This window comes from Streptomyces griseofuscus, from assembly GCF_014673495.1.
Taxonomy (GTDB): domain Bacteria; phylum Actinomycetota; class Actinomycetes; order Streptomycetales; family Streptomycetaceae; genus Streptomyces; species Streptomyces murinus.
Genome location: NZ_CP051006.1, coordinates 8,571,496 through 8,586,250, shown reverse-complemented (window position 1 = coordinate 8,586,250; position 14,755 = coordinate 8,571,496). Strand labels below are relative to the sequence as shown.

14 protein-coding genes and 2 pseudogenes are annotated in these 14,755 nt (G+C 69.9%); 8 read left to right on the top strand and 8 right to left on the bottom strand.

The window, feature by feature from the left end; all coding sequences use genetic code 11:
• The first annotated feature begins 31 nt into the window (after positions 1–31).
• Together HEP81_RS38525 and HEP81_RS41955 are read left to right on the top strand one after the other, a co-directional pair.
• Positions 32–187, top strand: coding sequence for a DUF6131 family protein (locus HEP81_RS38525; RefSeq protein WP_167739880.1), 156 nt, complete (start codon positions 32–34; stop codon positions 185–187).
• A gap of 340 nt (positions 188–527) precedes the next feature.
• Positions 528–891: pseudogene (locus tag HEP81_RS41955) on the top strand (NADPH:quinone reductase); the annotation flags it as partial.
• Positions 892–921: 30 nt separating this feature from the next.
• Here HEP81_RS41955 and HEP81_RS38520 read toward each other — a convergent pair.
• Positions 922–1,797 carry a LysR family transcriptional regulator gene (locus tag HEP81_RS38520; RefSeq protein ID WP_037662090.1) on the bottom strand — a complete coding sequence of 292 codons (876 nt, stop codon included), beginning with the start codon at positions 1,795–1,797 and terminating at the stop codon, positions 922–924.
• A gap of 122 nt (positions 1,798–1,919) precedes the next feature.
• Here HEP81_RS38520 and HEP81_RS38515 point away from each other — a divergent pair, with 122 nt between their 5' ends.
• Entirely contained in the window at positions 1,920–2,918 is a 999-nt protein-coding gene (locus HEP81_RS38515; protein WP_037662088.1) for an NADP-dependent oxidoreductase, read from the top strand.
• Here the strand turns inward: HEP81_RS38515 and HEP81_RS38510 are convergent, their stop codons facing one another.
• From HEP81_RS38510 to HEP81_RS38495, 3 genes are all read right to left on the bottom strand, one after another.
• On the bottom strand, positions 2,919–3,317 hold the full coding sequence (locus tag HEP81_RS38510) for a hypothetical protein (RefSeq protein WP_167739879.1): 399 nt from the start codon (positions 3,315–3,317) through the stop codon (positions 2,919–2,921).
• A 249-nt stretch (positions 3,318–3,566) separates the two neighbouring features.
• Positions 3,567–3,767: a helicase associated domain-containing protein gene (locus HEP81_RS38505; RefSeq protein WP_037662084.1), complete on the bottom strand. Its 201-nt coding sequence runs from the start codon at positions 3,765–3,767 to the stop codon at positions 3,567–3,569.
• A 445-nt stretch (positions 3,768–4,212) separates the two neighbouring features.
• On the bottom strand, positions 4,213–5,205 hold the full coding sequence (locus HEP81_RS38495; protein ID WP_037662082.1) for an immunity 49 family protein: 993 nt from the start codon (positions 5,203–5,205) through the stop codon (positions 4,213–4,215).
• A gap of 520 nt (positions 5,206–5,725) precedes the next feature.
• On the opposite strand from HEP81_RS38495, the gene HEP81_RS38490 reads away from it, so the two are divergent.
• Positions 5,726–6,130: a fascin domain-containing protein gene (locus HEP81_RS38490; protein WP_243279747.1), complete on the top strand. Its 405-nt coding sequence runs from the start codon at positions 5,726–5,728 to the stop codon at positions 6,128–6,130.
• 564 nt (positions 6,131–6,694) lie between these two features.
• On the opposite strand, the gene HEP81_RS38485 is transcribed toward HEP81_RS38490, so the two are convergent.
• Positions 6,695–7,570, bottom strand: coding sequence for a LysR family transcriptional regulator (locus HEP81_RS38485; protein WP_037662079.1), 876 nt, complete (start codon positions 7,568–7,570; stop codon positions 6,695–6,697).
• 103 nt (positions 7,571–7,673) lie between these two features.
• Between HEP81_RS38485 and HEP81_RS38480 the strand changes: the two genes are divergently transcribed.
• Positions 7,674–8,231, top strand: coding sequence for a GNAT family N-acetyltransferase (locus HEP81_RS38480; RefSeq protein WP_190276079.1), 558 nt, complete (start codon positions 7,674–7,676; stop codon positions 8,229–8,231).
• 260 nt (positions 8,232–8,491) lie between these two features.
• Positions 8,492–9,084, top strand: a pseudogene (locus HEP81_RS38475) (transposase family protein).
• Positions 9,085–10,140: 1,056 nt separating this feature from the next.
• Here the strand turns inward: HEP81_RS38475 and HEP81_RS38465 are convergent.
• The gene (locus HEP81_RS38465) at positions 10,141–10,866 is read right to left on the bottom strand and encodes a carboxylesterase family protein (RefSeq protein WP_037663904.1); all 726 of its coding nucleotides are present in this window, start codon (positions 10,864–10,866) and stop codon (positions 10,141–10,143) included.
• 165 nt (positions 10,867–11,031) lie between these two features.
• Here HEP81_RS38465 and HEP81_RS38460 point away from each other — a divergent pair, with 165 nt between their 5' ends.
• The gene (locus HEP81_RS38460; protein WP_037663905.1) at positions 11,032–12,198 is read left to right on the top strand and encodes a PP2C family protein-serine/threonine phosphatase; all 1,167 of its coding nucleotides are present in this window, start codon (positions 11,032–11,034) and stop codon (positions 12,196–12,198) included.
• A 228-nt stretch (positions 12,199–12,426) separates the two neighbouring features.
• On the top strand, positions 12,427–12,675 hold the full coding sequence (locus HEP81_RS42250) for a hypothetical protein (protein ID WP_157854675.1): 249 nt from the start codon (positions 12,427–12,429) through the stop codon (positions 12,673–12,675).
• Between the two features lie 136 nt (positions 12,676–12,811).
• On the opposite strand, the gene HEP81_RS38450 is transcribed toward HEP81_RS42250, so the two are convergent.
• Positions 12,812–13,522: a response regulator transcription factor gene (locus HEP81_RS38450; protein WP_037663911.1), complete on the bottom strand. Its 711-nt coding sequence runs from the start codon at positions 13,520–13,522 to the stop codon at positions 12,812–12,814.
• On the bottom strand, positions 13,519–14,748 hold the full coding sequence (locus tag HEP81_RS38445; protein WP_037663913.1) for a sensor histidine kinase: 1,230 nt from the start codon (positions 14,746–14,748) through the stop codon (positions 13,519–13,521). The genes HEP81_RS38450 and HEP81_RS38445 overlap by 4 nt, the downstream gene beginning before the upstream one ends.
• Between the last annotated feature and the right edge of the window lie 7 nt (positions 14,749–14,755).

The window sequence follows — 14,755 nt, the reverse complement described above, 5'->3', positions numbered from 1 at the left end:
GGCACGCGGGCCGGAGAGAAAGAAGAGCGCCATGATCGCACTCGGCGTCATCCTGCTCATCGTCGGATTCGTCCTGCACATCGGCATCCTCTGGACGATCGGCATCATCTTGCTCGCCATCGGACTCATCCTGTTCATCCTCGGCTCCATCGGCCACGCCGTCGGCGGCCGACGCCACTACTGGTAGGAGATCCACAGCCGCCTGAAGACCCAGCGCCATCCCGCGTCCCAAACGAGCCCGACTCCAGGCAACGAGCCGGTGGCGCCTCGTGGCTCACCCGCAGGAGTTCCTGCGCCCGTCAGTGCCTGACAGCGGTCGGCCTCAAGTCCGCCGAGGTGGAAATCGCCCACGCGTCGCCGCCCGCCAGGAAACCGTGAAGGGCTCGACGGCCATCCGAGCGCCCGGACCACGAGCTCCTGTCAGCGCTTGTCCGGGCTTCTCCTCGGGTGCTGTGCAGGTGAGGAGGCTCGCCCGTCCGGCGTCGATAGGAGCGGCGTGGCTGTGGGTGAGGAGGGAGTGGCGGGGCTTGGGCTCGTGGACAGTGTGCTCTGCGGTGCTCGTCGACGCCGCCGGCCTGGTTGACGGGGTCGGTGCGGCGGAGGCGGAGACCGTGGTGATCGACGCCATCACGGCCTGGCAGATGCTGCACCGCAAGTCCCGCGTCCGTGCCGGGCGGACGGTCCTGGCGCACGCGCAAACGGAGGGGCCGGCTCGGTCCTGGTCCAGCTCGCCCAAGTCGCCGGCGCGAGGTGATCGGCACCGCGTCCGCACGCCACCACGCCGCCCTGCGCGCACAGGGAGTGGCGCCGGTCGACCACCGCACCGAGAACGTCCCCGCCTGCGTCCGCGATCTCAAGGGCGGAGCCGGAGTCTCATCGATCGAACATCTCCGCCTGGCGATGCGCCCGACCCGGTCCTGCTCAGGATGCCGGGGCGGTCAGCACGGCCTTGGCAGCCAGGCGGATATTCCTGATCATCGGGTTCGGGTCCCCCTTGCGGCTGACCATGACAACTCGGCTGGGGGGCGCGCCCTCGACCGGGACGGTGAGGAGGTCGGGACGCAGCGAGCTACGCCGATCGCCGACCGGTAGCACAGCGATCGCCCTGCCGCTCGCGACGAGTTCGAGCTTGTCCTCGTAGCTCTCGACCGTTGGCACGTCACCCCCAAGGACCCGGTAGGAAGTCCAGTCCGCGGTCTCGAACGCGCACGGCATCGCCTCTTCGCCGGCCAGTTCCTCCGCGGTCACCGACGCGCGGTCGGCCAGGGGATGGCCGCGCGGGACCACGAGCACCCGGGGCTCCTCGTACAGGACGGTGGTGGTCACGTCGTCGTCGGCGAGCGGCAGCGGGGCCCGCGCGATCAGGGCGTCGACGCGCTTGTCGGACAGCGCCCCGACGTCGCGGCAGCTCAGATGCCGGGTGGTGATCTCGGCATCGGGGTAACGACGGCGCAGTTCCCGCACGGCAGAAGTGATCACCAGGTCTTCGACGTAGCCGATGGCGATTCGATCGCTCTGGGCTTGTGCACGTACGGCCAGCTCGGCCTGGCGGGCGGCCCGCAGCAGGGCTTCGGCCCGAGGGAGGAACGTCTGGCCGGCCGCAGTGAGCCGGGCGCCCTGAGGGGTGCGGTCCAGCAGCCGTGTGCCGAGATATTTCTCGAGCCGTTGGATCTGACGGCTCAGCGCCGACTGGGCCACGTGCAGGTCGGCGGCGGCCCGGCCGAAGTGCTGGTGCGCCGCCACCACGGTGAAGTAGCGCACGAGCCGCAGTTCCAGATCCTGTCCGAGGTCGTTCACCCGTCCAGGATACGCGTCATGCCGTTTCGGAATGATCCGGTTGCCGAACCGGTCTTGGACGGGCGTGGCGTCCTGGGCCTTGACTGAACGAGCAACGTTTCCACGAGAGAGCGGCAGGCGCGATGAAGGCGATCCAGATCCACAAAGCGGGCGGCCCGGAGGTTCTGCGGTACGACGAGGTGTCGGTTCCCGAGATCGGGCCGGGCGAAGTGCTCGTCCGGGTGCACGCGGCGGGTATCAACCCGCCGGACTGGTACCTGCGTGAGGGGATGAAGGTCATGCCTGCCGAGATGAGGCCGGCACTGGAGTTCCCCCTTGTCCCTGGGTCGGACATGTCGGGCGTGGTTGAGGCGGTCGCTCCGGACGTACCGGGGTTCGCCGTCGGTGACGAGGTCTTCGGCATGCTGCGGTTCCCCGGATTCGGCGGCCGGGCGTACGCCCAGTACGTGGCCGCGCCGGCTTCTGACCTGGCGCGCAAGCCGGCCGGTATCGACCACGTGCAGGCGGCCGGGGCGCCGATGGCCGTGCTGACTGCGTGGCAGTACCTGATTGATCTCGGCCACGACCTGCCGTCTCCCTTCACCGGCCGGGTGCACCAGCCGGTGCCGATCAAGCCGGGGATGACCGTGCTGGTCAACGGGGCCGCCGGTGGAGTGGGCCACTTCGCGGTGCAACTGGCGAAATGGAAGCAGGCACACGTCATCGCGGTGGCCTCGGGCCGGCACGAGCAGTTCCTGCGCGAGCTCGGCGCCGATGAGTTCATCGACTACACCACGACGCGGGCCGAGGACGTGGTCAGCGGCGTCGACCTGGTGGTCGACACCGTCGGCGGCCCTGCCAGCTCCCGCTTCCTGACCGTGCTCAAGCGCGGCGGCACCATGCTTCCGGTGTTCTTCGCACAGTTCGCCCCAGAAGAGACGGCGCGTCTGGGGATCGACGTCTCGAACATCCAGGTGCGTTCCAACGGCCCCCAGCTCGCCGAGATCGGGCGCCTGTTCGACGAGGGCAGGCTGCGGACCGGGGTGGACAGCACCTACCCGCTGTCCGAGGCGGAACGCGCGCACACGCGAGCTGCGCAGGGACACATCCAAGGCAAGATCGTGCTGACGGTGGCCTCCTGATCACCGGACCAGTGTCACGGAGCAGCACCCGGAAGGCCGTGACGGTGCGAGCCAACCTCCAGACGGTACAAGGGAATCGGACGTACCGGTCCTCTTTGTCCAGCCTGCCGTCAGGCCTGCGAGGAGGAAAAGGCAGAGAACTGCCCACCAAGGAGGCCCGTTGAGGCCGCTGTACACCGCGGTGCCGATGCCCACGCCGATGTTCTGGGCCGCGATGACGGCGCCTGCCGCCGCGCCGGCGTGCTGGGGGATGACGCCGGCGGTCGCGCAGGCGAAGAGGGGGGTGAACACGAGACCGATGCCGAGGCCTGCGAAAACCACGCAGGGCAGCAGGACGGCGTACGGGGCCTCGGCGCCGATGGCGGCGACGCTCAGGGCCAGTCCGAGCAGCGTGATCACGCAGCCTGCCACGAGGAGGACGGTGAGGCGGCATGACGCGCGAGAGGGGGTGAGACCGAAAGCGGTCATCAGCTGCTGCCGGCCATCGGTGAGGGCCTGCCAGGTGGTGAGCCGGCGGTGCAGTCAGGAGCCGGACTTCACGCCGCCGAGTCGGGTGCCGCGGGTGAGGGCAGCAGGGTCGGCGGCGGTGGCGAGGTGAGCGCGCAGCAGGTGGTGTTTGCGGTGCCAGTCCGTGCCATGCGGGAGGCGTCAGTCGGGGACGAGGGCGGCGAGGGCGTCCGCGCGTGCGGTGTCGAGTTCGTTCTTGGCGGCGAGATGGCGTTGTCCGGCGAGCCAGGCGCGGGCGGCGAGGTGACCGTACTCGTCGCGGTAGGAGCGGGCGGCGGCGAGGCCGAGGCGGCGGGAGCGGGAGAGGGCCAGGTCGCGGAGGTCGAAGGAGATGAGGTCCATCGCCTGGGCGATGCGGGGCTCGTCAGGCCGACGGCTCGACCGATCTCGCGCATCGAGGGCGGGTACCCGCGGTCAGCGACGGAACGGGCGATGCAGTCGACGATGACCCGCTGCCTGTCGGTGAGCCCGTCGGGACCCGGCGGGTGCCCGGAGGCCGGACCGTCCAGCGTGGGTGATGGTCATGTGCCCCCTTGCGATCTTGCGTCTTTGGACAGCAGCCCCACACCGACAAACGGAACGTCTTTCGATTGCCTTTCCGGCCTGACGGTGGCGACGTCGACCCACGTCGCAGGCCGTGGGGCAGATGGCGTCGCCGACGTGGGCCAAGGTGGTCTTCCGGCCTTGGCTATCGCACAGACGTACGCGCTGCCTCGGTGGGGACGAGTCCGTCTCCACGACGGCGTCCTGGATGTTGGGCCAGGCCCACTTCCGCGCCCCGGGTGGCCTACTTGGCGGCCCGGTAGCCCACGTTGTTGCGGTTCCCCTCCGCCGCCCGGCGCGGCGCGGCCGGCGATCCCAGTAGACCGTATGGCAGATACCCGGACCGGACACCGAGTTCCCACCCATGGACCTGGACGGCAAGGCAGGCCAGGGTGAGGGAGCCGAGGGGGAGGATAGACCGGGGCGCGGGATCACCGGCCTCGGCGTCGACGCTCTCCCGATATGCGACCAGCCGGGCGACGAGGGCGTCCTCGAAGGCGTGCTGGTTGTCGTCGAGGAGTACGCGGAGCAGCCGCTGGTCCGCGCTCAGTGCGTCGCCGATCTCGTCGAGCCGCCGGGCGGCCTCCGCGCGCTCCCCGGCGTCCGGCTTGCGCAGCGGAACCATCGGCCAGTCGCGGGGCAGATGCCCGGCCGCCTCGGTGAGATAGAGGCAAAGGGCGTCCATGGCGGCGAGGTCGGCGGGGTCGGAGACGGAGGTGTACCGGTTGCAGGGCACGCCGTCACGGATGGCGGGCGCGTAGTCGCCGCGCAGCAGGAGCCCGGTGACCCGCTCCCAGTCCCACCCATGCCCGCTGACGACACACATCTCGAACATGTCGAGCCAGGTCCGCGCGGTGGGCGACTCCTGGACGACGTCCCGGAAGGTGATGGGCCCGTCCCCGAACTCGTCGTCGTCCGGGTCCGTGCTGATCCGCTCCCCGACGAGGGGGAGCCGGATCTCCTGGTCCCCGTCCGGGAAGCACATGATGCTCAGCACTCCGTGCGCACATTCCGCGGCGGTGACGGCGACCGTGCCGGCCGCGGCGTCGAGCCCCGGCTCCGTCACCGTTCGCGCGGCGACATGGTCGAGAAGCTCGTCCGCCATCGCCCGTATCAGGGCCGGCGAGATGCTGCCGTACCGCAGCGAGTGCCACCGCTTGTAGGCGCGCCCGTCGATGTCGTCGAGCGCCTGGGCCAACCTCTGCTCGCCGACCTGATGACACGTCATATTCCGCACATACTCCGTCCCTTCATGAGCTCCGCGACTGGACGAAGCACGTTATCAACGGGCACTGACAGCACCGTCCTCTCGCGAGGCCGGGCAGGAGTTGTTGGTCCGGTGCGGTATACCCGGGCAGCGCGGCAGATCGCGGTCGTGTGCTGTCACGGCATGCCGGGCCCGGTCATGTGGCGCGAGGGTGATCAGTGAACCCTCGACGAGGTCTACAGCGGCCGGGCCCGCTGGGATTCCGCCCCTCCCTGGGGGCCAGAGACCCAAGAACCCCTGGGATCCCTGACGCGACGCGGGAGTCGCTGCACGGGCACCTCCCTGGAGCTCCGCCATCACCTCATCGCACCGTCGCTGCGAAAGGCGCCGCGGCGACGGTGCCCATCTCCTTTGCCCGGGACATCTCCAGACGGAAGGAACGGCCAGCACGGCTTTATCGGAAGCCGACCTCGCGAAACTCGGGGACACTCCGATCACGATCCAGTCGGCGCACTACCCGAACGTGTACCTGCGTATGGACGGAACTGGCGTGACTGCCCCCAGCGACCCCGGCGGCGGCAAGGTGAACTGTCAGTACGGCACCGGCGCCTGGACGACGTTCAAGGTCCGGCCGCAGTCCGACGGCTCGTACGCGTTCGAGTCGGTGGCCTTCCCCAGCTTGTTCCTGCGCATGGATGGGACCGGGGTCCCCACCGACATCAGCGGCGGGGGTACCGTCAACTGCCAGTCCTTCATCGGTCCCTACGAGAAGTTCCGTGCGCGCGCCCAGACCGACGGTTCGTTCTCCTTCGAGTCGGCGACCTTCACGAACATCTTTCTGCGCATGGTGACCGGTAGCGGGGTCACCACCGCCACCGGCCCCGGCGGAACGGTGAACTGCCAGTACAACGCCAACGACGGCGGCGACGAGAAGTTCTTCCTCGACATCGCGTAGCTCGCTCCCTTCCGACCCCGGGGCTTCGCAGGGGCCGGAAGGGAGCGCCGCAGCGGCGCTGTACATGCGCCACGCGCTGCCCGCCCCGAGGGCCGGTCGAACTCGCGCGACCGTCCGGACCGGTCCGGACGGTCGCGGTCGGGGCGATAACGGGCCTCAGGCCATGAGGCCGACCACGCCCCACGCTCCCCCGACCACGGCACGGCCGGGGACCGGGGCGCGGCCGGTCCGGTTGCGCGTCGGCCGGGCCCGCCGCGCCGCCCCTGCCGTCGGCCCGGCGAGGGAGCCGGGACGGAAGTCGCCGGCGTCCCGGTGCTGTCCTTCCCGTGCCCGGCCCCACCCGGGGGGAGGCGGGAAAACTCCCGCCGGTTGGACGTATTGCTGTGATCCGTTCCCGTGCATCAGACCCCGGCCATGAACGTGATGCCGCGTACGCACACCCACTGAGCCTTTTCCAACTTCAGTCAGAACTGGTCAGGTGCACAGTGAGGACGGCTTGGACGAGGCTGGTGACGCGTGGGGACGGGGCGTTTTCTGCGTGGTGGTGTCCGTGGGTGCGGTGGGTCAGGACTTGAGGTGGCCCAGGGCGTTGATCACTGCAGCGATGGCGGGCTCGGCAGCGCGTTCGCGGTGGTGGGCTGCCATGAGGTGGACGTGCCATTCGGGCATGTCGCTCACGTCGAGTTCGACCAGGGTGCGGGCGGCGAGGTCGCGTTCGACGGTAGCGCGGGTGAGGACTGCGACGGCCTGCCCGGAGCGCGCGAGATCGGCTGCCGTCTCGGCGGAACTGATGCGGTAGAGCTGATGCGCGCGGGTGGGGGCGTCCAGGAGCAGTTCGTGAAAGAGCTGCGCACCGCTGCCCCAGAGGTTCACGGCGAGGGGGTGGCCGCTCAGCCTTGCAGTGTCGCAGGGGCGCGCCGTGAGCGGATGGTCCGGGTGACAGACCGCGATGACCGGCTCGCTGCGGAACGTGCGCAGCCGTACCTCGGGAGCGTGCGGCATCGGCAGGGTGATGGCGATGTCGGTCGCGCCCGCGGCCACCCGCTGGAGTGCGTCCTGACTGTGCTGGTCGTCGACCACGACGGCGTATCTGAGCGGCTGCAGGGCACCGATGACGAAGGGGACGGCCAGCGGTGCGTAGCTGGCGTGGGTGGTCACGTGCAGGGTGCCCTGAGTGTCGTCCTCCCGTGCAATGTCCAGGGCCCTCGCCGCCAGATCCAGACACCGCTCCGCGTGGGGCAGCAGCCGTTCCCCTGCGGGCGTCAGTGACACTCCTCGGCTGGAGCGTTCGAGCAGTGGCTGACCGACGAGCCGTTCCAGTCGGCGCAGCCGCTCGCTGACGGACGGTTGCGCAACGCGCAGCTCACGTGCTGCGGCAGACAGCGAGCCGACGGATGCGGCGGTGACGAAGACGCGCAGGTCCGCGAGTTCCAGGGCCATAGGTGCAGCCTATGGCCAGCCCTCTCGGATCACGGGGTTCTGTGTGGCCGACGGCGCCCGTAGCGTGCCGGTATGACGTCCCCCGTGAGGTGAGGAGCCTCTCTTGCACGAGATTTACGAGACCGCTGTTGAACTCGTCCCTGCGATTACGGATGATCTGCCCGGGATCGTCGCCATCCAGAATCACACGGCCGCGACCTCGCACGCCCGGTTCGCCACCAGACCGCATCGCATGGAGGAGCGGCGGGACTGGTTCGCTCAGTTCGCGGAGACGGGTCCGTACCGGATGCTCGTCGCCCGGCGCGGCAACCAGGTGCTCGGTTATGCCTGCAGCCAGTGCTACCGCGATCAGGACGCTTTCCGGGAAACGGTCGAGGTGAGCATCGGACTCGGTGAGGACAGCAGAGGACAGGGGCTGGGAACCGCCCTCTACCGTGCGCTCTTCGGCCTTCTGGCCGACGAACCGGTGCATGTCGCCCTCGCCGGCATCGCCCTGCCGAACGACGTGTCGGTGGCCCTGCACCGCAAGTTCGGCTTCGCCGAAATCGGAACCTTCAACGAATACGCCGTGAAGAACGGCCAGTACCTGAGCTCCCTGTGGATGCAGCGCCTGCAGTCCACTCCGTTCCCAGGACCGGACCGGAGCTGCCTGCTCCCGTGATCGTGTGCCAGGGTCCAACGAGAATACGGGGCGGCGCCCGCAAGAGGCGTGCGGTAGCCGCAGGCGGCCGCGTGTTCGTCGTCCCCGGGACGGGCCCGGTGGGAAAGCGGCTTCGAAGGACCCTGTGCCGCCAGCGAGCGGCTGGGCAGTTGGTCTCTCCCCAACCTGCTGCGCAGGTCGGACAGTTGACGTGACAGACAGGTGAAACCCCTGGTAAATGGGTTTTCGACCAAGAGGACCGTCTCCACCAGAGGCTTCGCATGTTTGTGTACCCGTCCGGCGTCAACGTGTCCAGCTCTGCCCTCCGCTTCCTCGCCGGCCGCCTGAGGGAGCGTCGTCGTACTCTCGGCACCCGATGGCGGCGCTTGAACGCAGGCCGACAGGCCCTCCTGGCCCTCGCCCACCTCCGCAACGGCCAGCTCTATGCCCAGCTCGCAGCCGGTTTCGGGAGCGGCACCACCACCGCCTACCGGTACATCGCCGAGGCAGTCGAGCTCGTGGGCCGCCCTCGCTCCCCCGCTCGCCGAAACCGTACGGGCCGCGTCGATGACGGCATACCCGTGAACACGGCGTCATCGACGCGCTCGCCCGGGCGGACGTCAGCTGCTGGGCGGACAAGGGACAGCAGGGCGCAGGCGGCACCGTCCGTCTTCCCCACCGCGGCCGATGGGACAGCCTCTCTGCCGGTCATCAAGCCGTCAACCGGTCCCACGCGAACGTCCGAGCACTGGTCGAGCAAGCCATCGCCACCCTCAAGTCCTGGCGACTCCTACGCAAGCTCCGCTGCTCGACGACCCGAATCACGAGACTCGTCCAGGCCGTCCTCACTCTCCATCTGGCCAGCTCAACTTGAAGTTGGAAAAGGCTCAATGTGCTCAGCGTCGACGGCACCCTGGTGCCCACCCGCGACCACTCAGCGGCCGAGCAGTATCTGAACCCCTACCTGACCGCCTGCGCCGGCGACGCTCGCGCTGTACCGGTGGAACCGCGATCTCGCCGCGGCCTTCTTCGAACCGCTCAGGCACCTGGAGATCATGCTGCGCAACGTGCTGTTCGCCCGGCTCGACGACCAGACCCTCTTACTGCAGAAGCGAGATGGCGCTTCGCACGGTCTGATAGCCGACGCCGTACTGGGCCGGGAGCTCGGTGAGCATCGACAGCTTGCCGCCCGGCCGCTGCTGCTGATCGGCGGATCCCGCTGGGCGCGGCCGATACGGTGCCCACGACGATGTCGACAGAGCAGGGGGAGAACCTGGCGAAGGTCCGAGACCGCGGCGAGGTGCTGGGCTACGGGGTGCCGGCCGCACTCTTCCTGCCCGGGGTCGCCTACCTCGGGATCACCAACGGCCACCAGTTCATCGCCAACGACTTTTCTTCGCCTTCATGTACTGCCTGGCCAGTGTCGGCTTCGCCTCGGTCCCGCTGATGGCATGGCGCCGGGGCAGAGGCCGCTGCGCCGACCCGGGCTTCCTCCGCTCCGCCTGGTTCCCATAACTGTTCACCACCGGGCAGGGCGTCGCATACAGCTCCGCGCGCGGCGACGCGAACGTCTTCGTGCTGATCGTGGGCTGGGGCGCGTTCATCTACACCGGGATGGTCGCCCTGTACTTCCTCCCCGCGCGCTCTGGGCCGTCGACGACGACCAGCCGTGCTCGAGGGCAATGCCGACAACTAACACCGTGCAGCCGGAGACCAACACCTGACTCGGCACGGGTGTCAATCAAGAACGGCACCCCGCTCCAGTCGTCCCCGCGCCCGCGGGGGGTAGCTCGGACGCAGCAAGCCCGCCGACAGGGCCCTGGCCGTGCTCTACCTGCGCAAACTCGGCACCCGAGACCTGCTCGCCCAGCTCTTCGGAGTCAACGGCAGAAAGTTCGGCTGCCGGTCTCCCGTCGGACGCACCGTGCGCCTACTGGATGCCTCCGGCGAATTCCCACCAGGTCCCCGGCTCCCAGTTCCGGTCTTCCCAGGCCTCGCGCAGCTTGGATTGCGGGTCGTGCTCGAGGTGGGCCCCATCGTTGTCGAAGATCATCGTGGCGCGATCGGCCGTGGTGTACCGCGGCCATTCGGGCAGGCCGGCCGCATTCGGGTTGCCGGTGGTGACGAAGGCGCCCCAGGCGGCGTGCATCTGGCCGACCGCGTCCGGGCCGCCTTGGAAGACTCCGTGGGCGTCAGTGCTGTGGACGGCCAGCAGCAAGCCGTCGGGGACGATCGCGTCGGGCAGCCCGGTGAGCGGTCCGTCGAAGCGCGAGCGCCAGACCTTGGCGTGAGCGCTTTGCCCATCAGCGAGGCGTACGGTCGGGATGATGTACCGTTCAGCGCTCATGATCTCGACGCGCGCCTGTACGGCGTCCGGCTGGTTGCCGGTGAAGACGCCGAGGAGTTCGTCGCAGCCATCCTGGCCGAAGTAGTTAGCCAGGACTCGGTCGGCCTGTAACGCTGCATCGGGCACCATCAGCTGGTAGAGCCCGCACTCGTCGACGCAGTGTTGGGCCAGCAGTGGGATGCCTGCGGCGGCGCCCTCGGTCACGGCGTCCACTGGGGTGCGGGTCAGAGCGAGTCCGTCGATGGTGGGCCGCCAGATCCAGGTGGCGCGCAGTCCCTCACCGATCGCGTCGACCAGCGGAGCGTGCACCCCAGACCCGGACCGGACGCACTGACGGCCGGGTGGCGGACCGCCAATTATGTCGAATCCTCCGTCACTTGAGACGCGCCCGCACAAGCCGTGGCGTGGTGGCTGTTGCCACTGTGATGCCTGAGGCGGCAGGGGGAAGAGAGTCCGTAACTTAAGGAGGCTGTCGTGGAGCGTGATCGGATCGGACTGGCCGAGGTACTGGCCGCGGCGGAGAAGGCCGCGCCGGTGCGCTCCCTCGATGTCGTAGCGCACAATCTGCGCGAACGGTTCGGGGCACGCTATGTATCGTTCCTGTTCCTCGACGTCGTGGGCCGACGCCTGCTGCGGGTCCACGAGGAGAAGGCGACATCACAGGAACGCGGTGCCGACCAGGTTTCCCTGGCCGCCAGCGCCTACGACGAGGTCCTGCGCACCCAGAGACCGGTGGTGGCACCGGAGAACGGGCGGGGGCAACGGGTACTCGCCCCGGTCACCAACCGCGGCGACGCCATCGGGGTGCTGGAGCTCTACCTCACCCACGTCACCGAGGACGTACTGGAGCAGGTGGAAGAGGCTGCGCACGCGCTGGCGTACGTCATCGTCACCGACCGCCGCTTCACCGACCTCTACCACTGGGGCAACCGCACCGCCTCGGTCACCCTGGCCGCGGAGATCCAGCGCCAGCTCCTGCCGTCAGCTCCCTCGTGCGAGGCCGCCGAGTTCACCCTCGCCGGCGCCCTGGTCCCGGCGTCCGACATCGCCGGTGACACCTACGACTACAGCCTCGACGAGGACACCCTGCATCTGTCCATCACCGACGCCATGGGCCATGACGTCGACGCCTCCCTCATGGCCACCCTGGTGGTCAACGCCTCCCGCGGCGCCCGCCGCGCCGGCACCGACCTCGCCGAACAGGCCCGCCAGACCCACCAGGCCCTCCTCGACCACGGCCACCACACCTTCGCCACCGGTCAGCTACTGCGCGTCGCACTGGACGGCTCCAGCGCCCAACTCGTCAATGCCGGCCATCCCTGGCCACTCAGGCTGCGCGACGGCACCGTCGACGAGATCAAACTGGCCGTGAACCTCCCCTTCGGCGTTCCCGCGCAGGGCACCTACCAGGTACAGAACCTCGACCTGCGCCCGGGCGACCGTCTCCTGCTCTACACCGACGGCGTGCAAGAACGTCAGGCGGCGACCGTTGACCTGGCCGCCCTCCTCCGTGACACCGCCACCGAGCACCCCCGCGAGATCGTGCGCGCCCTCGTCAACGCGGTCACCGAAGCGTGCAATGGTCACGTGAAGGACGACGCGACCGTCCTGTGCCTGGACTGGCACGGGCCCCGCGCGTAGGTGCCGGTGCGCGGCGTTGGGCGCGCGCGGGCGGCCGAGCCGAGCCGCCTCCTGGCCCCGCTGGACGCCACCTTCCAGGGGCTGGCGGGTGACCATCTGGCTGAGAACCTGTCCTTGAACCTCTGATGATCTCGTTCTCACGCTTCGCTGGACGGCCTGGTGCGCATCGGGCCCTCCAGGAAGTGGAGTCTCAGCGGTATGCCAGAGGGCTTTGCGGAGAGCTTTCAAGTGCTCCACGCGCCTTGGTGGCGCGCCTTTCTGGTGTGGGGTGGCGGGCTCGAATGGGCGTTCATCGAGCCGCTGCCGCCGGTGCCGGCCTGCCGGACCCCGAGCGGCGGCCCGGAGGCGCACTCACGACGCGAGATCGTCGACGCCCTGCGCTACATCGTCGGTTGCTTCATGCCGGTGGCCACTATGGGGAGCTCGCCGTCGTACATGTGGAAGCCGGACGAGCACAGCAGCGGCGGGTGCGGCTGATCGCCGTGACGGCCGTCGGGAACCCACCACGGATGCGCCACATCGGCCGCTCCTTGCCGTCGACGTCCCGTTGACCGTTGACCGGTTCCTGAGCAACTACATCGAGCCGGAGAGACGGCTGGTCCACACAGATTGATCACTCACCGTCCCGGCCCACGAGCGGAGCCTGACCGTCCCCGTGGACGAGTAGTGCCGCCTGCACCCGGTTCTCCAGGCCGAGGCGGGTGAGGATGCGGTTGAGGCGGCTCTTCACGGTGGCCTCGCTCAGGCCCAGGGCGGCGGCGATCCGTGCGTTGGACAGGCCGCGCCCGACCAGTACCAGGACCTCCAGTTCGCGGGCGGTCAGCAGGCGCGACAGCTCGGTCCGGTCCGGCCGGGCTGCCGGGGCAGGCCCGGGCAGCAGTCCGGCGGGCAGGGCGGTGACGGTGTCGATCAGGCGGCGGGTGATGTCCGGCGCGAGCACGGCCTCCCCGGCCGCGACCGCGCGTACGGCCTCGGCCAGCCGGTCGGGCGAGCTGTTCTTCAGCAGGAACCCGGCGGCACCCGCCCGCAGCGCGGCGTGCACGTACTCGTCCAGGTCGAACGTGGTGAGGACCAGGACCCGCGGCGCCGGTCCGGGCCCGGGCCAGCAGCCGGTGATGCGCCGGGTGGCCTCGACACCGGTCGTGCCGGGCATGCGGATGTCCATCAGCACGACATCGGGCCGCAGTTCCGCCGCCCTGGCGACCGCCTGCTCCCCGTCGCCCGCCTCGCCGACGACCATCAGCCCCTCGCGGCGGTCGATGACCAGCCGCAGCGCGGTCCGTACCATCTCCTGGTCGTCGGCCACGAGCACCCGTACCGTCATACGCCCACCTCTACGGCTCGCGGCGCCCGCCCCCGCAGAACGGCGTACAGCCGCCAGCCGCCGCCCTCGCACACCCCGGCCGTCAGCTCGCCGTCGAACGCCGCCACGCGTTCACGCATGCCCATCAGCCCGCGCCCGCTGCCGGGGACGGGCTGGTGGTCCGGGGCGGCCGGACCGTTCACCACCTCGACAGTGAGCCGCGAGGCGTCGCCGCGCACGGTGACGCTTACGCCCACGGGACCGGCGTGTTTGACGACGTTCGTCAGCGCCTCCTGGACGATCCGGTAGGCCGAAACCCGCATCCCCGGGGACGGCGCGCTCTGCGCCCCCGGCGTCACCCTGCTCGTCACACGGCAGCCCGCCGCGGTGGCCGTGTCCAGGAGCGGGCCGAGGTGGTCGAGGGACGGTTCGGGGGCGAGCCGCTGGTCACGGAAGGACAGCAGCCCGAGCAGTCGCCGCATCTCGACGAGCGCGGTGTCGGCGCTCCGCGCGATGAGTCCGACGCTCTCCACCACCGTCGTGTCGGGGAGCGGCCCGGTGGCCAGGACGTCCTCGGCGGCCCGCGCCTGCAAGGCGATGGCGCTCACATGGTGGGCCACCACGTCGTGCAGGTCACGGGCGATACGGGCGCGTTCGGCGACCACCGCCTGGCGGGCGTTGCGCTCCTGCTCGGCGGCCAGCCGCCGGTTGAGATCGCGCAGCCGGTCGGCGTCGGCCCCGATCCTGCGTCTGCCGTACCCCGACGCCCAGGCCAGACCGAGGAAGAAGACGAACGTCGTGGCGCTGACCGGCTCCAGCGAACCGAGGCTCGGCGGCTGCCGCCAGTGCCCGGTGAGCGCGTCGGCGGTGAGCGCCGAGACGAGGCACAGCACCGTCCCCGGCAGGCTCACGCGGGCACGGACGTGTCCGGCCAGGGCGTACACGCCGAGCATGAGCAGGAACGGCCCCGGCACCTTCCCGGCGATCGGGGAGGTCGCCTGGAAGGCCGCGTACAGGACGGTCATCGCCGCCAGCGCGAGGCACGGGTGCGTCCGCCGCCACAGCAGGGGCACGGTCTGCGCCCCCCACAAGGCCACGCCCCAGGCAGCGGGTTCCGGGGCGCGGTGTACCACGGTGGCCACGTCGAACAACGTCAGCCCACCGCCGAGCGCGGCGTCCGCCAACCGCGGGCGGCAGGCGATCCAGCGCCGCGCGGCTCGTGGCGCGGCCTTCAAGTCAGTGACCATCTTGGTC